Below are 21,872 nucleotides of genomic sequence, written 5' to 3'. Positions count from 1 at the left end.
TCCCACGAATTTAAGATTGTACAATATAATAATTATATAGCAAATATATACTAAACTATTTATATAGATTATAAAAATAAGAGATGAAAACTATTAAAAATAAAATTTATAAAAATGAGTTTATTATTAAAAATTCTAAGTTTATAACAATATGTACAAATATAAATTCTAAACAAGAATTAGATGAGTTTTTAAATAAATATTCTGATATAAATGCTACTCATAATTGTTATGCTTATATGATTTATGATCAAAAAATTATTGGTGGATATAATGATGATCATGAACCAAAAAATACAGCAGGAAAACCAATTTTTAATGTAATTAGTAAAAATAATTTAGTAAATATTGTAATTTTAGTAATTAGATATTTTGGTGGAATAAAACTTGGAGCTAGTGTATTAACTAGAACTTATAGTAATGCTGCAAGTTTAATAGTTAAACAATTAGATATTGTTGAAATTAAAACTTATTATCAATATTTAATTAGTTTTGATATTAAAAATATTAAATTAGTTAATCATTGAATTAATCAAAATAATATAGAAATAATAAGTAAAGAGTTTAATGAAAAAGTAGTTTTTAAAATTAAAACAACAGACATGATAACTAGTTGTAGTTTTTTTAACATTCTTGATTTTAAAACTATATCAAATTAAAGTTTGTACTAACAACTTATTAGAAATTCTTATTATCTAAAATGATATTATTAAAAAGTAAGGATTTTTTAAAAATGATTACTAATGAAACCAAACCAATTTTGCTAATTGATGGTTATCATTTACTACATAAAGGATATTATGGTACTTTAAAAAGAAAAACTGTTTCTAAAAACCATGAAGGTATAATAATTAATGCTGTTTATTCTTTTGTAGCAAATATATTAAAATTTGTTCAATCAAATCAATATCATACTGTTATTGTTGCTTTTGATTATGATGAAAATTGTTGAAGAAAAGATATTTATTCTGAATATAAAGCAAAAAGAAAACCAACCCCAATTGATCTAGTTCCACAACTACAAATTGCTAGAGCTTTTTTAAATGCAGCAAATATTAGTTGGTATGAAAAACCAAATTATGAAGGTGATGATGTAATTGGGTCAATTTGTAGGATTGCAAATAACTTAGGATATGATGTACAAATTCTTTCAAATGATAAAGATATTTACCAATTAGTAAATAATAAAACTTCTATTATTACAAATATTAGTAAAAATGAAAAAACTAAAATTATAAAACAAAAAGAAGTTTATGAACACTTTTTATGTAACCCAAATCAAGTAGCTGATATTAAAGCTATTTTAGGAGATAGATCAGATAATATTAAAGGTGTTAAATATATTAGAAAAAAACAAGCTGAAAATTTAATTAATAAATACCAAAGTGTTGAAAATATTATTAAACATACTAATGAATTATCTGAACCCTTAAAAACTATTATTTTAGATAATAAACAACTAATTATTGAAAATAAAAAAATAACTAGAATTCTTACTAATATTAAACTAGGAAGAATTAATTTTAAACCTATTAATGTGTCTTATTATCGACTAATTAGATTTTTAAAAGAACAAGAAATGTTTGCTTTTATAAAACCTATTAGAAGATATTTAGAAAGAATTAATAAAATAGATAAAAAATAGTGAGCAAATAAAAAGCTCACTATTTTTAGTTAGAAGGTGTATAAATAGTTTTTTATAGGTTATTAAAGGCTAGCTAAACATAAGTAATTTTTTAGTTTGCTATAATTTAAATATGATGTCTAATGTTTTTTAGTAGTTTTTTAAAAAACACAAGGAGTAATATGGGAAATAAAATAACTAAACAAAAGCTAGGTAATATAATTTGAGAATCAGCTAATAAATTAAGAGGCAATATAGATGCATTTGAATATAAAGATTATGTTTTAGGGTTAATTTTATATAAGTTTTTATGTGAGAAACAAACAGAATATTTGTTATTAGAGTGAGTTAATAAAGATGAATTAAAATATTTAGATAGTAAATTGGATCTTAAAGTAGATGTTTAATTAACAAAAGATTCAAATATTAATGCTGAGAATTTTCAAGAAATTAAAAGTGAATGTTTAGAGAAATTAGGATATTTTATAGACTATAGTAACTTGTTTAACTATTGATTAGAAGATAAAAATAATTTTGGAATTAACAACTTTCAACAAGCATTTAATGATTTTAATGACAATATAAACCCTGATTACGAATTATTGTTTAAAGATATATTTTCTAAATTCGAAAGAGAATTAGATAAATTAGGTAGTGATACTAAAAAAAGAATAGAAAATATTTTAGGTTTAATAAACACTATTAAAGATATTCCAACAACAAAACAAGATTATGATGTTCTAGGTTTTATTTATGAATATTTAATCGCAAGATTTGCCTCATCAGCAGGTGCTAAGGCCGGTGAGTTTTATACACCTCATGAAGTGTCTGAATTAATGTCAAAAATCATAGCATATAATTTAAAAGATTATAAAGAAAACATTAAAGTATATGATTCAACTAGTGGATCGGGTTCTTTACTTTTAAATATTGGTGAAGAGTTTAAAAAATATAATAATAAGACTAGTCCAGTTAAATATTATGCTCAAGAATTAAATATTACAACTTATAACTTAACAAGAATGAATTTAATTATGAGAGGAATTAGTCCAAATGAAATTAATGTAAGATGCGCTGACACTTTAAAAGAAGATTGGCCAACATTTGAAAATAATGATCCTAATCGTTATATGCTTTTAAGAGTTAATGCTGTTGTGTCTAATCCACCATACTCTAGTGAATGAAATCCTGATGAACATAGAGAAGACCCACGTTACAGAGGTTATGGGATTGCTCCTAAATCAAAAGCTGATTATGCTTTTTTACTTCATGATTTATACCATTTAGATACTAATGGGATTATGGCTATTGTTTTACCTCACGGAGTTTTATTTAGAGGTAATTCAGAAGGTGTTATTCGTGAGAATTTAATAAAAAATTGAAATATTGATGCAATTATTGGATTGCCTTCTAATATGTTTTATGGGACAGGTATTCCAACAATTATAATGATTTTAAAAAAAGACAAAACTAGCGGTGATATTTTATTTGTCGATGCTTCTCAACTTTATATAAAAGATGGAAAAAATAATAAATTTACAAAATCACATGTCAAAAAGATCTCTGATGTTGTAAACAACAGATTAGAAGTAGCAAATTTTTCAAGAATAGTTTCATTACAAGAAATTGAAGAAAATGGTTATAACTTAAATATTTCTAGATATATTGATAATTTTAAAAAGCAAGAAGAATATGATCTTTACTCAATGATGCACGGTGGTGTTAGCGTTGAAGAGATGAATAAATATAATAAATTCTTTAATAAATTCACTGATATTAAAGATAAGATTTTCACATTGAATAACAATAATTATTATCAATTTATAAAAGATGTAGATATTAGACAAACAATTTATGATGATACCAAGGTACAGAATTATTTAAAATCGATAAACAATAATCTAGATGATTTTACAAGATATTTTAAAACCTTAATTAATTCATTTGATGCTATTGAAAGTGTAGATCTAATGAAATTAGAAGACAATTTAACAAATTATGTTTTTAATAATTTAAATAATATTTCTTATGTTGATGTGTATGATATTTACCAAATAATTTTTAATAATTTTGATAGCATTACAGAAGATATCGAGTTAATTTCTACAATTTTTAAATCATACTCAAAAAAATCTTCATCTAATGATATTTGTTATGAAATTTTATCTAATGAATTAACACGAAAATTAGAAAAAAGTGGTTCTATAAAAGAATGAAATTCAAATATATTAGATAGATCGTTAATTGAACAAACATTTTATAAAAATGAATTTGAATTAATTAAACAAAAACAAGAAGAATTAGATGATCTAACTAACCAACTAAGTGAAGTACTAGATTCTATTAGTGAAGAAGATAAAAATGATGATATCTATGATAATGAAAAAGAAAAATGAAGACATGATGAAATCAAAAAGATTATTAAAGTATTAGAGAAGTCTGAAGAATCATTTGATGAAGATAGTTTAGAAGCAAAATTAATCAGTACAAAAGAAATTTATTCAAAAATAGATAAATATAAAAAATCTATAAATGAATCATCTAAAGAGCTTATTAAAAAATCATATGAAAAATATTTAAGTTTAAATAAAACTGAATTTTATGATCTTTTAATAACAAAATGATTAGATAAAATTATTGACCAATTAAAACAAACTACAACTAATGTAATTGATAATTTTGTTTCTCAGTTAGAAACTTTAAATAATAAGTATGATGACACTTTAGAAGATATAAATGATCAAATAATTAAAAACGAAAAAGAGTTAGTTGGTTTATTAAAAGACTTAAATTTAGAAGATGAAACAAGCGATTCCATAGCTATTAAAGAATTGATAAAGATTCTAGGTGGTGAGTAAAAATGAGTGAAAAATCATTAGTTCCTAAGATAAGATTTAAAGGTTTTACTAACGCTTGAGAACAGGAAAAGTTGGGGAATTTAACCCTTTTAAATCGTTTTCCACAAATTAGTGCTGAAAAACTAAGTGAATTAAATCAATATAAGGGCGACGTTTCTCTTTTGCCATCTTCAAATAATAACAATTGAAGATGTAGTTATAATGAAAAAATATCACATCTTATAAATTATGCGGAAGTTATAACACTAGGAAGAGCAAGAAATCCTAATCCAAAATATGCAAAAGGGCTTTTTATTTCTTCTCAAAACCATATTATTGAATCAAAAAAGAATGATATTTTATTAAATAAATTCTTGTATTTTTTCATTAATAAGGTAGGAAGAAAATTTTATAGTTTTGAGAATACATATCCTATGTTTACAAAAATAGACTTTCTGAATACAAAATTTTTATTTCCATCTGTAAAAGAACAAGAGAAAATTTTAAAAGTTCTTAACAATTTAGATTCACTAATCACCCTTCATCAGCGTAAGTATTTAGCATTAAAAAACTTTAAAAATACACTTTTGGAAAAGATGTTTTGTGATGAAAAATCAAAATTTCCACGTATTAGGTTTAAAGGTTTTACTAACGCTTGAGAACAGGAAAAGTTGGGGGATTTAATTGATAAAGGTGGGTCTGGTGGCACTCCTAATACTTCTAATAAAGGTTACTATAATGGTGAAATTCCTTTTTTATCAATATCTGATTTAACAAAAACTGATGGTTACATTTATTCAACAGAAAAATCTATAACAAAAAAAGGATTGAATTCATCAAGTGCGTGAATTGTTCCGAAAGGATCTATAACACTATCAATGTATGCAACTATTGGAAAAGTCGGTATTTTAGGCAATGATCTGGCAACTTCACAAGCTTTTTACAACATGGTGATAAATGATAAAACTACAAAAAACTATGTTTTTCACTTTTTAAGAAAATGTGATTTTACAAATAAATGATTTAAATTAATATCAATAGGAACACAAGCCAATCTTAATTCTGAAAAAATAAAAAACTTCATAATCGATTTGCCTATTGATCAAAAAGAGCAATCTAAAATATCATCCCTATTTTTTAACCTAGATTCACTAATCACCCTTCATCAGCGTAAGTATTTAGCATTAAAAAACTTTAAAAATACACTTTTGGAAAAGATGTTTTGTGATGAAAAATCAAAATTTCCACGTATTAGATTTAAAGGTTTTACTAACACTTGAGAACAGTGCAAGGTAGGAGAAATTTTTAATATTGATAGAGGTTCAGGAATAACTAGAAAAGATATGAGAGAGATTAAATTTGGTAATTTTAAATACCCAGTTTACTCATCACAAACTAGTGATGAAGGCCTAATTGGTTACTATACCAAATATATGACCGACAATGCAATAACATGAACAACAGATGGTGTTAAAGCAGGAACGGTTTTTTATAGAAATCATAGATTCTTTGCCACTTCACATTGCGGGTTGCTTACTAAAAAACAATTTGAAGCTAGTCAATATTTTTCAATAATAATCTCAAGAAATACATCCAAATATGTAACATGAGTTGCTATGCCTATGTTAACAACTAGTCAAATGGAAAAAATAACAATTATATGTAGTTTTGATCAAAAAGAGCAATATAAAATTTCATCTCTCTTTTCTAACCTCGATTCACTAATCACCCTTCATCAGCGTAAGCTAGAACTACTAAAAAACATAAAAAATACTCTATTAAAAAAAATGTTCATTTAGGAGGTTATATGGATTTTGTTTCTGAAAAGGATTTTGAAAATGCAGTAATTAATAATTTAAAAAAACACGGCTGAAAAGGCTTTCCCGATAGTTTAAAAACCGACAAAAATTATGATATTGTTCTTCAAAATGTTGATGAGAAAAAACTTATTCAGAATTGGAAAAATATAATTTTTGCAATTAATAAGGATGCGTTAAATGGTGTTGAATTATCAGAAGATGAAATGGATCAAGTTATTCAAAAAGTTAATAATTGTAGATCATTTGTTGAGTCTAATTCATTAATTAACAATGAAATTATAAGCATTAGAAGAACGAATGGATTAGATCAGAAAATGCATGGAAAAGAAGTACAAATACAGCTATTTAGAAGACAAGACGTTAATGCAGGATATAGTGTATACCAAATTGCTCAACAAATAAAAAGCGATAAGCTAGACGATGGAGTTAACAGAAGAGGAGATTTAATGTTACTGTTTAATGGTATGCCTCTTATTCATATTGAACTTAAAAATAGTCGCTCCCTAGCACCAGCAATAACTCAATTAAAAAATTACTCAAAACTAGGTTTTTATAAAGGAATTTTTAGACTTGTTCAAATAGTTGTTGCAATGACACCATATGATATGATGTATGCTCCAAATTCTAATGATTACACAGACATTAAAAAAGAAAAATTTTTAAGATGAACTGATGAAAATAATAATCTAATAGGTGGTTATTTAGATATAATTAATCAATTTTTTCAAATCCCACAAGCACATAGATTAGTTGCTGATTTTACTATTGCTGATAGTAGCGATAATGTTTTAAAAGTATTAAGAAGTTATCAAATTTATGCAATAAATAAAATACAAGCAAAATTCTTTAACAAAGAGTTTTTTTCAGATAAAGATTCTAAGTATAGTCAAAAGGGTGGTTATATTTGGCATACTACTGGTTCTGGAAAAACACTAACAAGTTTTAAACTCTCAACACTTTTATTAGAGTGAAATCAAGCAGATATAGTTGTTTTTGTTGTTGATAGAATTGAATTAGGAACACAAACAAAAGGTGCATTTAAAGACTTTAATTCATCTGGAAAAATTGAAGTTATAGAAGCAACAAGTGCTAATCATTTAGTTAAATTACTTTCTAGTCAATCTCCAAAGCACCAACTCATAATTACTTCTATTCATAAACAATCAAAAGTAAACTCAGATAATTATTATAAGCAATTGCAATCTATATCTAATAAAAGAATAGTTTTTATTTTTGATGAAGCACACAGAACAACGTTTGGTGATATGTTTAGAGATATTATTAAAAATATTCCTAATTCTGTTATTTTTGGATTTACAGGGACACCAATCTTTAAAGAAAATAATAAAAATGAAATGACTACAGAATCAAACTTTGGGCCACTATTACATAAGTACACAATGAATGATGGTATCAAAGATGAAAAAGTTCTTGGGTTTTCTTGTGAGTATGTTCTCTTAGATAGAGTTCTGCTTCCAGCAATAGAAAAATTATGTTCTAAAGAAACTAATAATAATGAAATCGAATATGTTAAAAATGAAAAACTTAACAATCTTCAAAACTTAATTTCACAAAAAAATGGTGCTTGATTAAAATATGAAGAAAAGGTTTATGAATTGTTAAAAACAGCTAAAGAGTATAAAGAACAAATTGTTGAAGATATTTTGTCAAAATGAGCAAGTAAAAGTGTTAGTAATTTTTTTAGTGCAATACTTACAACCTCTTCTATTCAAGATGCAATTGAATATTTTGATATATTTAAAAGAAAAACAGTTGAGCTAAATAAACCTATTAAATTTACTGCACTTTTTGATAGATCTACTGATATTTCTGAAGACTATGATGATTATTCTAAAGGAAACATAAAACTAGAAGAAATAAAAAAAATAATAAGTAGATATAACGATGATTTTAAAACAAATTTTGATGAAGTAAGTCAAAGTGACTTTGCTAATTTTAAAGTTGATATTCAAAACCGCTTAGCTAGAAAAAATAAATTTATTAGCTTTGATCTACAACAAGATAAATTAGATTTATTGATTGTAGTAAATCAATTGTTGACTGGTTATGATTCTAAATATATTAATACTGTTTATTTTGATAGAAAATTAGAACATGAGCATTTAATTCAGGCTATTTCTAGAACAAATAGAATTTTTGATAAAAGTAATAGAAAGCCTTTTGGAAATGTTATATTTTATAAACAACCTGGTCAAATGCGATGAAATGTAGATCAAGCTTTAGCTCTATATACAGGTATTAACCCAGTAATGGGAGCACCAATGAGCCTAAATAGTTTTTATAAAAATATAAACGATGCATTTGAGAAAATAAAAGAACTTTTTGAAAGCTGAGGATTTCCAAATTTTGAATCTGTTCCTGATACACAGCAAATAAAAGAAGAAGAAAGAGAAGAAGAAGCTAAACTCTTTTTAAATGAATATGGAAAAATTCGTGAGAATCTTAGATGTGCTGAAATTTTAGGTTTTGTTTTAGAAGAAAATAATGAAGATGTTAAAATGACTTATAATGATTGAGATCTAATTAAAGCAAGAATTAAAGATATAGATTTTTTAGAACTTAAAGAAAAATTAAATGAACCTGATGAAATATTTTTAACATTAGAGTTAGCAGATGCTCAAAATAGATCTTTTCAATTTATAATTGATAATAATTACTTGAAACAATTGCTTGCCAATAGAAATCAGAAAAAACAAAAAAATGAAATAACTGAAGAATATAAAATATGGTTTGAAAAAGAATTGAACGACAAATTCATTAGTAAATTTCCTAAAGAATATCAACAAATAGCAAGAGATTGTTTAAATTCTTTAATTTTTGGCTTTAATAAAAATCAAATTAATATTAATGAATTTGATTTAAAAACTTCTGTTATTCAGAAAATACAAACCAGAAATTATTTAGATATTTCAAATTTTGCTAATGAAATGAATATTAACCATAAGGAATTAAAAAGCATAATTGATTCAAATGAACCAATCAATGCATATGGAAGATTAGATGATCTATGCAACGGTAGATTAACTGAAGAAGTCAAACAAAATTTAGCTAAAAAATCCAATAAAGATTTAACAACAATAAAATATGGTGTCTATAAGAAAATAGTTAAAGATTTTATAAAACAACAAAGAGAAAAAACAATAAAAATATAATAAACGCCGCTTATGCGACGTTTTTTTTGTGTGGGTAATATTTAAAATTAAATTAATTTAAAGTTGATATAGATCTCATAACTAGATCTATATCTTTATTTTCTAATTCGTTAATTATGTGTAAATAAATTCGTTCAGTTGTGTTCATACTAGAATGACCCAGTCTTTTAGCAACAGATGCAATAGAAACACCAGCATATAATAAAATAGAAGCGTGAGTATGTCTTAAACCGTGAATGCTAATTACTGGAATATTTGCTTTTTTACATCTTCTAGCTAATGTGTCATTAATAGTAGAGTTAAATATTTTTTCTTTAAAAATAAAAATAGGTTTATTTTTTTCAAGACCGCTAATAAGTGAAGCAAATCTTGAAACAGTCTGTCAGTCAAGTTGTATTTTTCTTACTGATGACTTGTTTTTAGTTGGTAAAAATCCACCTGTTTCTTTGTAGTTTCAAGTTTTAGAAATGTTTAAAAGTTGTTTTGTAAAATCAAAATCATCTGGTGTTAAAGCTATAGCTTCAGAAAATCTTAAACCTGTTTTTGCAATTAAGAAAATTAATCAATCAAAATTTAATTTGTCTTTTAAATTTAATTGTTTTAGTAGTAGTTGCAGTTCGAAATTGCTTAAAAACTTAATTTTCTTAGGTTTTGCGGCCTTACCTTTTATTACAACTTTTCTAGTTGGGTCTTTAGTTAATAAACCTTCATCAAACGCATCTAATAAACAACTTTTTAGATGATGGTGAAAATCCATTGTAGTTTGTCTTTCGTGTTGTTTTGCATATTCGTTTATAATTTCTTGATATGTGACTCTATCTAAATCGCATAATCTTGTAGTTGGAGCTATTTTTATAATTCAATCTAATGTAAGTTCATATTTTTTAAAACTTACATTTCTGATTGAACCTCTTTTGTATACATTTATTCAATTTTGAAAGTATTTGTATAGCAGTATATCATCTTTTTTCATATATTTTCCCTTCATTTATACCCACGCTGATGAAGGGTGATTAGTGAATCAAGGTTAGAAAATAAAAATATTAATTTCTTTTGCTCCAAAATATTTGATGATAATAATATATCTTTTGCCTTTAGAATTGATGAATGTCTTTTATATCCATTGCTACTAGGCATATTTTTTTGAATTAAATAATACAAATAATAGGAGTTTAAATATGTGGGAATATATGCCTTAACACCATCAGAAGCTACAAAAAAAGGTTTTTTAGGCTTATAAAGGGATAATGTGTGATCTCCAAATAATATTACTGAATCATAATCAAAATATGGTAATTGTTTAACATTTGAAACATAACCCAATATAGGTTCTGAACCTTGTTGTATTACTTCAAATTTACCAGTAGGAAATGCAACTTCACACATATTAATATTTACAGATCTAATTAAATTCCCCAACTTTTCCTGTTCTCAAGTGTGAGTGTTTTTTTTGGATTTTTTGCAAAATCTAGTAAAAAATCTATGAATTTTTATTTCAAATTTCTTCAAATTTCAAAAATTACACTCTCACTGATGAAGGGTGATTAGTGAATCGAGGTTAGAAAAGAGAGATGAAATTTTATATTGCTCTTTATTGCATGGTACTATATAAATATTTTGACTATAGTTCTTAAAATATATGTGTGGAATTGTAGAACCGCTTGCCTCTTTCATTAAATGACTATTCTTGGAAAGTAAAAAATATACAAACTTTATATCTGTTGTATTTAATGGAAGAATAGCACCCATAGTGCTTAAAATATGAGTATTTTTAGGTAATAGCCTAACTCTACCTGCTCCAGCACCATCCTTAATTATTGATATATATTCTTCACTAACAGGTTCAATATCAATCTTTCCTGCAATTCCGTTTGCATCATATACACAATATTTACCGTTGTTATTTAAATTGTTTAGGATAATACTAGATGTTTTGTAAAAAACTAATTTCTCCAACTTTTCCTGTTCTCAAGTGTGAGTGTATTTTTTGGATTTTTTGCAAAATCTAGTAAAAAATCTATGAATTTTTATTTCAAATTTCTTCAAATTTCAAAAATTACACTCTCACTGATGAAGGGTGATTAGTGAGTCTAGGTTATGAAGAAGTTTACCTATGTTGGACTGTTCCTTTATATTATTTGGATAATAAATTACTGCCTTTTTTAGAATATTTTGATTTATATTGAATCTAGAAATTCCTTGAGCCATTTTTTCTGCTTGTGCTCTAAATGATCTTGATCTAAAAAAATAACCAATGTATTTATCATTAAATAATTCACTTTTTATAAATCTTAAACATATACAAAAACTATTAAAAGCTATGTTTTTATTAGATTCTCTGTCTATTACAGATGACATTGCAACTTCTTCAGGTGTTTCAGATGAAACAGTTAAAAGTACATCTTTGTATTTAATATAGTTTTGTTTTTTTGTGTTTTTGTAAGTCTTAAGTGATTTTAAATCAACAAAAGTATATTAAAATTTAATTCAATTAGATTTATCCATTAGTAATTTTTAAACCATTTAATAAATATGAGCAATCCCCCAACTTTTCCTGTTCTCAAGTGTGAGTGTATTTTTTGGATTTTTTGCAAAATCTAGTAAAAAATCTATGAATTTTTATTTCAAATTTCTTCAAATTTCAAAAATTACACTCTCGCTGATGAAGGGTGATTAGTGAATCTAGGTTAAAAAATAGGGATGATATTTTAGATTGCTCTTTTTGATCAATAGGCAAATCGATTATGAAGTTTTTTATTTTTTCAGAATTAAGATTGGCTTGTGTTCCTATTGATATTAATTTAAATCATTTATTTGTAAAATCACATTTTCTTAAAAAGTGAAAAACATAGTTTTTTGTAGTTTTATCATTTATCACCATGTTGTAAAAAGCTTGTGAAGTTGCCAGATCATTGCCTAAAATACCGACTTTTCCAATAGTTGCATACATTGATAGTGTTATAGATCCTTTCGGAACAATTCACGCACTTGATGAATTCAATCCTTTTTTTGTTATAGATTTTTCTGTTGAATAAATGTAACCATCAGTTTTTGTTAAATCAGATATTGATAAAAAAGGAATTTCACCATTATAGTAACCTTTATTAGAAGTATTAGGAGTGCCACCAGACCCACCTTTATCAATTAAATCCCCCAACTTTTCCTGTTCTCAAGTGTGAGTGTATTTTTTGGATTTTCTACAAAATCTAGTAAAAAATCTATGAATTTTTATTTCAAATTTCTTCAAATTTCAAAAATTACACTCTCGCTGATGAAGGGTGATTAGTGAATCTAAATTGTTAAGAACTTTTAAAATTTTCTCTTGTTCTTTTACAGATGGAAATAAAAATTTTGTATTCAGAAAGTCTATTTTTGTAAACATAGGATATGTATTCTCAAAACTATAAAATTTTCTTCCTACCTTATTAATGAAAAAATACAAGAATTTATTTAATAAAATATCATTCTTTTTTGATTCAATAATATGGTTTTGAGAAGAAATAAAAAGCCCTTTTGCATATTTTGGATTAGGATTTCTTGCTCTTCCTAGTGTTATAACTTCCGCATAATTTATAAGATGTGATATTTTTTCATTATAACTACATCTTCAATTGTTATTATTTGAAGATGGCAAAAGAGAAACGTCGCCCTTATATTGATTTAATTCACTTAGTTTTTCAGCACTAATTTGTGGAAAACGATTTAAAAGGGTTAAATTCCCCAACTTTTCCTGTTCTCAAGTGTGTGTTAATTAATATGTTTTTTTGCTTTTTATTAATTAAATCAGTTCTAAATATTACACACTAAACTACTGTTTTTTCTTATTTATTAAAATTGATAAAATATTAAATAGAGGTTAATATGTCAATAAATACATTTAATGCTTATCTTTTAAATAGCACTGATTATATTAAGTATGTTAATAAAAATTGAACTGGAGTAATATATAAAATCACACGAGATTTTCTTAATAGTAAGCAAGTTAAAAATGATCAAGAACTTAAATCTGCTGGAATTTATTTTTTAGTTAAAAATAATCCTAATAATAAAACCATTTATATAGGTCAAGCTGATGTAAGAAGCAATAATACTGGAATACTTACTAGAGTTCTAGTTCATCTTAAAGAAACTAAAACAAAAGATTTTGATTATGTTTATATTTTAACTAGTACAAATAATCTACTAGGAGCAACAGAACTTAAATATTTAGAACATTGTTTTATTAATAAAGTTGATACTAACACAATTAATTTAATAAATGAAAATCTAGCAAGTAAAGGCAATATATCATCATATGATGAAAAACACTGAGAAAATTTTTTAAATAATGCAATTACTATTTTTAAATCTATAGGATTTAATATTTTTACAACAAATAAAATAAATAGTACTTATCAAGTTTCAAAACAATCTGATAATAACACTAGTGCATCTAAATATTTTAAAATGATTAAAAAAGATAAATACACAAAAAAATTATAAAAGCTTATTGTGTTAATAAAGATAATAAATGAATTGTTCTAGCTTGTTGCAAATAAGAACAAAAGAAGCTAATTTTGATTATTTTAAAAATATGTTTAAATCAATTAAAGAAAAACGTGATAATTTAATTTCTAATCAAAAAATAATTAATCAAATACTACAAGAAGATCAAGAATTTAATTCAAGTTCATATGCTTCAGCATTTGTTTTAGGTAGATCTAGTAATGGTATAACTGAATGAATAGCTTGTAAACAAATACCAGATCTAAGTAATTTATTATTAAAATCTAAAGACTTAAATAAAAATACTTTATATAAAATTTATAAAAACAGAAGAAATGATAAAGATAAAAAAATAATCGCATTTTGCAAAAAGGTTGACGAACAAAAATTTGTTGTATTAAAAAATTCTAATATTGAAATGATTAAAGCTAATCATTTTAAAACAAAACTACCACAAATTCATAACTTCAGAAAAGAATATATAAAAGATGGTTTTATAGTTGATTATAAGTTTTTAAAAGATGTTGAATTTAAATCATTATCAAGTGCATCAGCATTTGTTTTAGGTAGATCTAGTAATAATAATATAGATTGGAAAAGTAACAATAAAAAACAATAAGAAACACAGTTTCTTTATTTTCTTAAATATGAATTCGGGTAAAAAAACACTGGAATTCCATGTAAATTTTTTATAAAGTGCTAAAAATTAGTTATTTTACGTAAAAAAACACTGGAATTTCATGTAAATTTTTCGTAATTAAAAGATTCGTCACTTATTTTAAACATTAGAAAAGTTTTATTAGAACCCGAAATATTAAACATGTAGAACTACATTAGTATTTCTTTTTTTAAGTTTTTTATCATTAATTTCTAATAAACTTTTTAAAATCAAGAGCAAAATTACTCTTTTTATTAAATTTCAATTAGAGAAAGTAAAGAACACTTCAAGTATTTCTCTAAACTTGTAGTTATTTACTATAGCAAACCTATTTTTTTATGTTAAATTTATCCATTTTATTATAAATATTTAAAGTTTACTTAATTACTTTTTATTTGCAAGTAAAAAAGCAGTTCAATTCTAATAACAACAAAACAATAAAAACAGATTTTTATTTAATTATAGAATATAAATAGTCGGATTTCCGGCTTAATATTCTATGAATAACTTCATTTTGTTATACTTATAATAAATAGCCGGGTTTCCGAGTTAATTCTCTGTGGGGTATATAATGAAGTTTAAAAGAGATTTTTATTTAGATCAATTAATAGATAAAAAGCATAATAGGAAAGTAAAAATAATAACTGGGATAAGACGTTGCGGTAAATCTTATTTGCTTTTTAAACTATTTTATGAACATTTATTATCAAATCAAGTTCAAAAGGATCAAATCATTACTTTATCTTTAGAAGGTGTGGATTTTTTAGAATATAGAAATCCTTTAAAATTAAATGAATATATAAAATCTTTTATTACTGATCAAACAAAACAATATTATGTAATGATTGATGAAATTCAATACTGTGAAACTATAAAAAATCCTTATTTAAAAAATAGTAGTTATGATGTAACTTTTGTTGATGTATTACTAAGTTTAGTTAAAAAAGAAAATGTTGATGTTTATGTAACTGGAAGTAATTCAAAAATGTTATCAACTGATGTTTTAACACAATTTAGAGGAAGAGGAGATGAAATACATTTAAATCCTTTATCTTTTAGCGAGATTTATGATTCATATTCTGACAAACAACAAGCATTTAAAGATTATAGCTATTTTGGTGGGATGCCTGAAGTTTTTAATTTAAAAACAGAAGAAGAAAAAAAGGTATATCTAACTAATCTTTTTAATGAAATTTATATAAAAGATATAGTTGAAAGAAACAATATCTTAAATCAAAACCAAGTACTTGATATATTATTAGATTTTATTTCTTCATCTATTGGTTCTTTAACTAATCCTACTAAACTTATGAATAGATTTTTATCAGAAAATAAAATAAATATTTCTTCTAATACTATTAAAACTTATTTAGATTATTTTGAAGAATCTTTTATAATTAATAGTTCTAAAAGATATGATGTTAAAGGTTCGAGATATTATAAAACCCCATTAAAATACTATTTTTCAGATATAGGTTTGAGAAATGCAAGAATTAATTTTAGACAAAATGAACAAAATCATATTCAAGAAAATATTATATACAATGAATTAAAAAAACGTGGTTATTCAGTTGATGTTGGTGTTGTTGTTTATGATGATAAAAGTTTAGATAAAAGAAAAGAAGTTCGTTTAGAAGTAGATTTTGTTGTAAATCAAGTTGATCAAAGATATTATATTCAATCAGCATTAAATATAGATTCATATGAAAAAAGAGAACAAGAAATAGCATCATTAAAAAAGATTAATGATTCATTTAAAAAAATCGTAATAGTAGGTAATGATATTTATCCTAGATATGATGATAGTGGTATTTTATACATATCAATAGAACAATTCTTATTAGATGAAAATATTATAAATAGATAATTGTATGAAAGATATTTTTAAAAATAAATTGGAATATCAAAAAAATAATACTTTAGGTAATTTAGTTATGTATCAATAATCAAGTCATAAAAAGTCGGAATTCCAATTAAATTTTTTAAGAAATTTATAAAATAGTTATTTTCAAAGAACAATGAAATTACATATAAATTATTAAATTTTTTTAAAACTTATTTAAAACTATTAAGAATTAGCTAGTTTTTAGTAATCTTATTAATAGATAGATAACTTAAAAGGAGTAATTATGCATATAGATAAAAACGCAGATATTGCTAGTATTGTACTAATTGCAGGAGATCCAAGAAGAACTAAATGAGCAGCAGAAAACTTATTAACTGACTATAAATTAGTAAGTGAAGTTAGAAATGCTTTTGTTTATACTGGATATTATAAAAACCACAAAGTAAGTTTTGCTACAAGTGGTATGGGTCAACCATCAATAGCTATTTATGTTCACGAGTTATTTAACAACCATAATGTTGAAACTATTATAAGAGTTGGAACTTGTGGAACATATAATAACGATATTAAAATAGGAACTGTAATTGAAGCTAAAAATGCTTTTAGTGAAGTAAATATTTTTGAACCAAATAAAACAGGTTGGCAATCTAATAAACCTAGTTTAGATCTAAACATAGGATTAAAAGCAAATGTTCATTGTAGTGATGTATTTTATAGATTATCTAAATTAGATCCAAAAGAACATAATTTAGATGTTGTTGATATGGAAAGTTTTGCTTTATTTTATTTAGCAAATTATTTTAATAAAAAAGCAGCAACTATTTTAACAGTTTCAGATAATTTATATGATCATTCAAACGATCTAACTGCAAAACAAAGAGAAGTTGCTACTTTAAAAATGTATCAAGATGTTTTAAATAAAGTATTTGAATAATAAAAAACCTTAGGTTCCCCCCGCTACCTTAAACACGGACTAAAAATTTTCAATATTATAACAGGATTGTTTTCTGAATTGTACAGGAGACAATCCTTTTAATTTTTCTTTTATTCTTATATTGTTGAACCAATAAATATATTTATGTATTGCTTTAGTTAAATCTTCTATTGAATTGTATTTCTCACCATAATAAATTTCTTGTTTTAATAAACCAAAAAAATTTTCTATAATAGCATTATCTAAGCAATTACCTTTTCTAGACATACTTTGTATTATGTTATTTTCTTCTAGCGTACTTACTCAACTCGTGATAATGAAATCCTTGATCAGAATGAATTACTAAACCATTTGTATTTTTAACCTTCTTAAGCGCTTTTTTTAGCATTGAATTAGTTAGGTTTAAGTTAGGTCTAGATTGAATTGAATATGAAATAATTTCACTGTTATAAAGATCAATAATTGGTGACAGATATAGTTTTTGACCATTAACTTTAAACTCTGTTACATCAGTACATCAAACTCTGTTTGCTTCTGTTGAAGAAAAATTTCTTTTAAAACATTGTCTGCGATTTTCCCAACAATTCCTTTATAAGAACTATATCTTCTGTTCTTTGTTCTAAATTTGACACACTGAATACCAAGTTCTTTAGTTAGCCTTAAAATTTTTTTGTGATTCACAATATATCCCATTGATTTTAAGGTCATTTTTAGCCGTCTATAGCCATATCTTTCAAATGATTTGTTGAATATATCAACAATTATATTTTTTAATTCCATATCCTTATCTATTGAATTTTCTAATTTCTTTTTTCATTCATAAAAAGAGGATTTAGGTAATTTTGCTATTTTTAAAAGAATAGAAACTTTAGCTTTTTTGTGAGTTTTTAGCATTTCTAAAATTACTTTTGTTTTTTCCTTGTTGATTCTTCTTCTGTCAACAAGGTGTTTAACTTTTTTCAGAATTCAACCTCTAATTTGTAGTATTCAACTTCTTCTTCTAATTGTTTTATTCTATCTTCATTATTAGTTGTTATTTTTGTTTTCTTTTTTTTAACTGGTTTTTCTTAGAGTTTTTCATAATTTTTTAGGTCTTCCTATATTATTATTTAACCCTAAAATTCCATTTTCTTTATACTTTTTAACTCAACCAGCTATAGTTGATGAATGTATAATATTAAATTTTTTTGCAACTTCCCTGTATGATTCTTTAGTTTTAAGTTTATATAATACTATTTCTTGTTTTGCTTCCAAACTATAATGAGGTTTTGTTTTCTTGTGGGTAAGCGCTTCTATTCCAAACATTTCATATTTGTAAATTCAACCCTTTAAAGTATTAGCCGAGACATTATGCCTGTCTGCCAAATAGGTGCTATTTTTAACATTAAGTCTTTTAGCTTCTTTGACAATTTTTAATTTTTTTTCTAAGCTTCATTTAGCCATATAAAAACCCCACTTCCTGGATTTTTAGTCCGGAATATGGGGTTCGGGGGAGTTTGCCTAAGGTCTAATTATTTATAAGTATGTTATTTGTCATCTTTTAAATTTAATTGCTGTTTTAGTTCAGTTAATTGCTGTTCTAAATCAGCAATTTTTTCTTCTAATTGTAAAAAGAGTTGTTTATAAGAAGTAGAACTATTTTTAGGTCTACCGATTTGATTTTTCAAACCTTCAACTCCTTTTTCTTTAAATTGTTTTTCTCATAAAGCAACAGTTGAAGAGTTTTTAATACTAAAAAGTTTAATAGTTTGTGGGTAGCTTAAATTATATTCTTTTTTATGATTAATAACATGTAATTTAAACTCAGGATCATATTTAGTATGCCCTATACTTTTGCTAAGTCCCTGTTCATTAAACATATTATATTGATGAATTCAATCTCTAATAGTTCACACACTAAGATCGTATTTGTCAGCTAAAGATTTGACTGTAGCTCCTTTTTTGTGTTCTTCTATAATTTGTAGCTTAAAATCAATATCTTTTGGTAGCATATTATTACTCTTTTTCTATATAATAAGTTAATTATAAAGATAAAAATTAATAAATTACATAAATTTTAAAATATCATTTATCACTACATTTTTATCTAATTCATTTAAAATTTCATGTCTAAACTGTGGATAAATAATTATTTGAGAATTATAACCTAGTTTTTCTAACTTATTATTAAACTTAATTACATCTTTACTATAGTTACTTACTGGATCATCACTTCCAGTTAATAACAAAATTCTTATATCTTTATTCATTTTAATTAAGTTCTTAGTTTTTAAGTTAAACAACATTCCTTTAAACATATCTTTAAAAGCAGAACTTGAAAACACAAACCCACAATACTTGTCTTTTAAAAACTTGTTTTGTATATTTGTATCTCTAGTTAGTCATTCAACTCCATTACTTGTTTTAGAATTAAACTTTTTATTTAATTGTTTATAACTAAGATTTCAAATAAACTTATTTGGTTTTTTAGCTTTTATAAATAAAGAACTTAGATAAGTTAAAAATAAAGCTGAAGTTAAAACAAAACTATTAGTTTGATTAGTTCCACTTAATATTAAACCTTTAATAGTATCTGAATATTTAATAGCATAACTTCTAGCTACAAAACTACCCATAGAATGACCAAACATATAAATAGGAAGATCTGAATAATGAGTTTTAATATATTGATTTACTAATAGTTGATCTTCAACTAAACTATCTCAACCTTTGGTTTTGTTAAAATACCCAAGCTCTTTGTTTAATACACTAGTTTGTCCATGACCTCTTTGATCAATTCCAACTACTATAACATTGTTTTGGTTCATTTTACTTATAAAGTCTTGATATCTTTTATATGTTCACAACTACCGTGAACTAGTTGAATAACTGCTAGTGGTCTATTAACTTCATCTCATTTATATAAAACTAGTTTTTTATTATCTTTACTAATAATAGTTTCACTTTTCATATAACCTCCTAAATTGTTTATAAATAAATTGTGCAACAAAAACTCATCCTAACCCCCCGCTACCTTAAACACGGACTAAAAATTTTCAATATTATAACAGGATTGTTTTCTGAATTGTACAGGAGACAATCCTTTTAATTTTTCTTTTATTCTTATATTGTTGAACCAATAAATATATTTATGTATTGCTTTAGTTAAATCTTCTATTGAATTGTATTTCTCACCATAATAAATTTCTTGTTTTAATAAACCAAAAAATTTTCTATAATAGCATTATCTAAGCAATTACCTTTTCTAGACATACTTTGTATTATGTTATTTTCTTCTAGCGTACTTACTCAACTCATGTGCTGATAATGAAATCCTTGATCAGAATGAATTACTAAACCATTTGTATTTTTAACCTTCTTAAGCGCTTTTTTTAGCATTGAATTAGTTAGGTTTAAGTTAGGTCTAGATTGAATTGAATATGAAATAATTTCACTGTTATAAAGATCAATAATTGGTGACAGATATAGTTTTTGACCATTAACTTTAAACTCTGTTACATCAGTACATCAAACTCTGTTTGCTTCTGTTGAAGAAAAATTTCTTTTAAAACATTGTCTGCGATTTTCCCAACAATTCCTTTATAAGAACTATATCTTCTGTTCTTTGTTCTAAATTTGACACACTGAATACCAAGTTCTTTAGTTAGCCTTAAAATTTTTTGTGATTCACAATATATCCCATTGATTTTAAGGTCATTTTTAGCCGTCTATAGCCATATCTTTCAAATGATTTGTTGAATATATCAACAATTATATTTTTTAATTCCATATCCTTATCTATTGAATTTTCTAATTTCTTTTTTCATTCATAAAAAGAGGATTTAGGTAATTTTGCTATTTTTAAAAGAATAGAAACTTTAGCTTTTTTGTGAGTTTTTAGCATTTCTAAAATTACTTTTGTTTTTTCCTTGTTGATTCTTCTTCTGTCAACAAGGTGTTTAACTTTTTTCAGAATTCAACCTCTAATTTGTAGTATTCAACTTCTTCTTCTAATTGTTTTATTCTATCTTCATTATTAGTTGTTATTTTTGTTTTCTTTTTTTTAACTGGTTTTTTCTTAGAGTTTTTCATAATTTTTTTAGGTCTTCCTATATTATTATTTAACCCTAAAATTCCATTTTCTTTATACTTTTTAACTCAACCAGCTATAGTTGATGAATGTATAATATTAAATTTTTTTGCAACTTCCCTGTATGATTCTTTAGTTTTAAGTTTATATAATACTATTTCTTGTTTTGCTTCCAAACTATAATGAGGTTTTGTTTTCTTGTGGGTAAGCGCTTCTATTCCAAACATTTCATATTTGTAAATTCAACCCTTTAAAGTATTAGCCGAGACATTATGCCTGTCTGCCAAATAGGTGCTATTTTTAACATTAAGTCTTTTAGCTTCTTTGACAATTTTTAATTTTTTTTCTAAGCTTCATTTAGCCATATAAAACCCCACTTCCTGGATTTTTAGTCCGGAATATGGGGTTCGGGGAGTTTGCCTAAGG

Annotated in this window: 16 protein-coding genes and 2 pseudogenes; 10 read left to right on the top strand and 8 right to left on the bottom strand. The window is 24.6% G+C overall.

The genetic code is table 4. The features are described 5' to 3' along the window. Positions 1-83: 83 nt before the first annotated feature. The 6 genes from D500_RS04070 (at position 84) to D500_RS04050 (ending at position 9,454) form a co-directional block, all read left to right on the top strand. Positions 84-659 carry an IMPACT family protein gene (locus tag D500_RS04070; RefSeq protein ID WP_008363524.1) on the top strand — a complete coding sequence of 192 codons (576 nt, stop codon included), beginning with the start codon at positions 84-86 and terminating at the stop codon, positions 657-659. A gap of 74 nt (positions 660-733) precedes the next feature. Further along, positions 734-1,645, top strand: a complete 912-nt coding sequence (locus D500_RS04065) for a 5'-3' exonuclease (protein ID WP_008363523.1) — start codon at positions 734-736, stop codon at positions 1,643-1,645. A 161-nt stretch (positions 1,646-1,806) separates the two neighbouring features. Then, complete coding sequence (locus D500_RS04525) at positions 1,807-2,031, top strand: type I restriction-modification system subunit M N-terminal domain-containing protein (RefSeq protein WP_008363521.1); 225 nt, start codon at positions 1,807-1,809, stop codon at positions 2,029-2,031. A gap of 93 nt (positions 2,032-2,124) precedes the next feature. Then, positions 2,125-4,482, top strand: a complete 2,358-nt coding sequence (locus tag D500_RS04060; RefSeq protein ID WP_008363519.1) for a type I restriction-modification system subunit M — start codon at positions 2,125-2,127, stop codon at positions 4,480-4,482. Between the two features lie 2 nt (positions 4,483-4,484). Beyond that, positions 4,485-6,260 (top strand): restriction endonuclease subunit S, encoded by a 1,776-nt coding sequence (locus D500_RS04055; RefSeq protein ID WP_239759429.1) that lies wholly within the window; start codon positions 4,485-4,487, stop codon positions 6,258-6,260. An 8-nt stretch (positions 6,261-6,268) separates the two neighbouring features. Further along, complete coding sequence (locus D500_RS04050) at positions 6,269-9,454, top strand: HsdR family type I site-specific deoxyribonuclease (RefSeq protein ID WP_008363245.1); 3,186 nt, start codon at positions 6,269-6,271, stop codon at positions 9,452-9,454. Between the two features lie 52 nt (positions 9,455-9,506). On the opposite strand, the gene D500_RS04045 is transcribed toward D500_RS04050, so the two are convergent. The 3 genes from D500_RS04045 to D500_RS04035 all read right to left on the bottom strand — a co-directional run bounded on the left by D500_RS04045 (position 9,507) and on the right by D500_RS04035 (position 13,178). Next, positions 9,507-10,427, bottom strand: a complete 921-nt coding sequence (locus tag D500_RS04045) for a site-specific integrase (protein WP_008363247.1) — start codon at positions 10,425-10,427, stop codon at positions 9,507-9,509. Then, entirely contained in the window at positions 10,379-11,848 is a 1,470-nt protein-coding gene (locus D500_RS04040) for a restriction endonuclease subunit S (protein ID WP_239759493.1), read from the bottom strand. The genes D500_RS04045 and D500_RS04040 overlap by 49 nt, the downstream gene beginning before the upstream one ends. A gap of 103 nt (positions 11,849-11,951) precedes the next feature. Beyond that, on the bottom strand, positions 11,952-13,178 hold the full coding sequence (locus D500_RS04035) for a restriction endonuclease subunit S (protein ID WP_239759427.1): 1,227 nt from the start codon (positions 13,176-13,178) through the stop codon (positions 11,952-11,954). A 137-nt stretch (positions 13,179-13,315) separates the two neighbouring features. Here D500_RS04035 and D500_RS04030 point away from each other — a divergent pair, with 137 nt between their 5' ends. The 4 genes from D500_RS04030 to D500_RS04015 all read left to right on the top strand — a co-directional run bounded on the left by D500_RS04030 (position 13,316) and on the right by D500_RS04015 (position 17,377). Beyond that, the gene (locus D500_RS04030) at positions 13,316-13,936 is read left to right on the top strand and encodes a GIY-YIG nuclease family protein (protein WP_008363497.1); all 621 of its coding nucleotides are present in this window, start codon (positions 13,316-13,318) and stop codon (positions 13,934-13,936) included. 28 nt (positions 13,937-13,964) lie between these two features. Beyond that, complete coding sequence (locus D500_RS04025) at positions 13,965-14,558, top strand: DUF4357 domain-containing protein (protein ID WP_008363500.1); 594 nt, start codon at positions 13,965-13,967, stop codon at positions 14,556-14,558. A 610-nt stretch (positions 14,559-15,168) separates the two neighbouring features. Then, entirely contained in the window at positions 15,169-16,464 is a 1,296-nt protein-coding gene (locus tag D500_RS04020) for an ATP-binding protein (RefSeq protein ID WP_008363502.1), read from the top strand. A 262-nt stretch (positions 16,465-16,726) separates the two neighbouring features. Further along, complete coding sequence (locus D500_RS04015) at positions 16,727-17,377, top strand: phosphorylase family protein (protein WP_008363504.1); 651 nt, start codon at positions 16,727-16,729, stop codon at positions 17,375-17,377. A 39-nt stretch (positions 17,378-17,416) separates the two neighbouring features. On the opposite strand, the pseudogene D500_RS04010 reads toward D500_RS04015, so the two are convergent. The 5 genes and pseudogenes from D500_RS04010 to D500_RS03990 form a co-directional block, all read right to left on the bottom strand. Continuing rightward, positions 17,417-18,820 (bottom strand): annotated as a pseudogene (locus D500_RS04010) (IS3 family transposase). Between the two features lie 83 nt (positions 18,821-18,903). Further along, entirely contained in the window at positions 18,904-19,368 is a 465-nt protein-coding gene (locus D500_RS04005) for a helix-turn-helix domain-containing protein (RefSeq protein WP_008364217.1), read from the bottom strand. Between the two features lie 54 nt (positions 19,369-19,422). Further along, positions 19,423-20,184, bottom strand: a complete 762-nt coding sequence (locus D500_RS04000) for an alpha/beta fold hydrolase (RefSeq protein WP_239759425.1) — start codon at positions 20,182-20,184, stop codon at positions 19,423-19,425. A gap of 5 nt (positions 20,185-20,189) precedes the next feature. Beyond that, a complete protein-coding gene (locus tag D500_RS03995) occupies positions 20,190-20,327 on the bottom strand; it encodes a hypothetical protein (RefSeq protein ID WP_239759423.1) in 138 nt (45 codons plus the stop codon). Positions 20,328-20,402: 75 nt separating this feature from the next. Continuing rightward, positions 20,403-21,811: pseudogene (locus tag D500_RS03990) on the bottom strand (IS3 family transposase). Positions 21,812-21,872 lie beyond the last annotated feature (61 nt).

The sequence above is a fragment of the Mycoplasma feriruminatoris genome (assembly GCF_000327395.2).
In the GTDB taxonomy this organism is placed as follows: Bacteria; Bacillota_I; Bacilli_A; order Mycoplasmatales; family Mycoplasmataceae; genus Mycoplasma; species Mycoplasma feriruminatoris.
The sequence above is the reverse complement of the archived record's forward strand: the minus strand, read 5'-3'. Positions and strand labels throughout refer to the sequence as shown.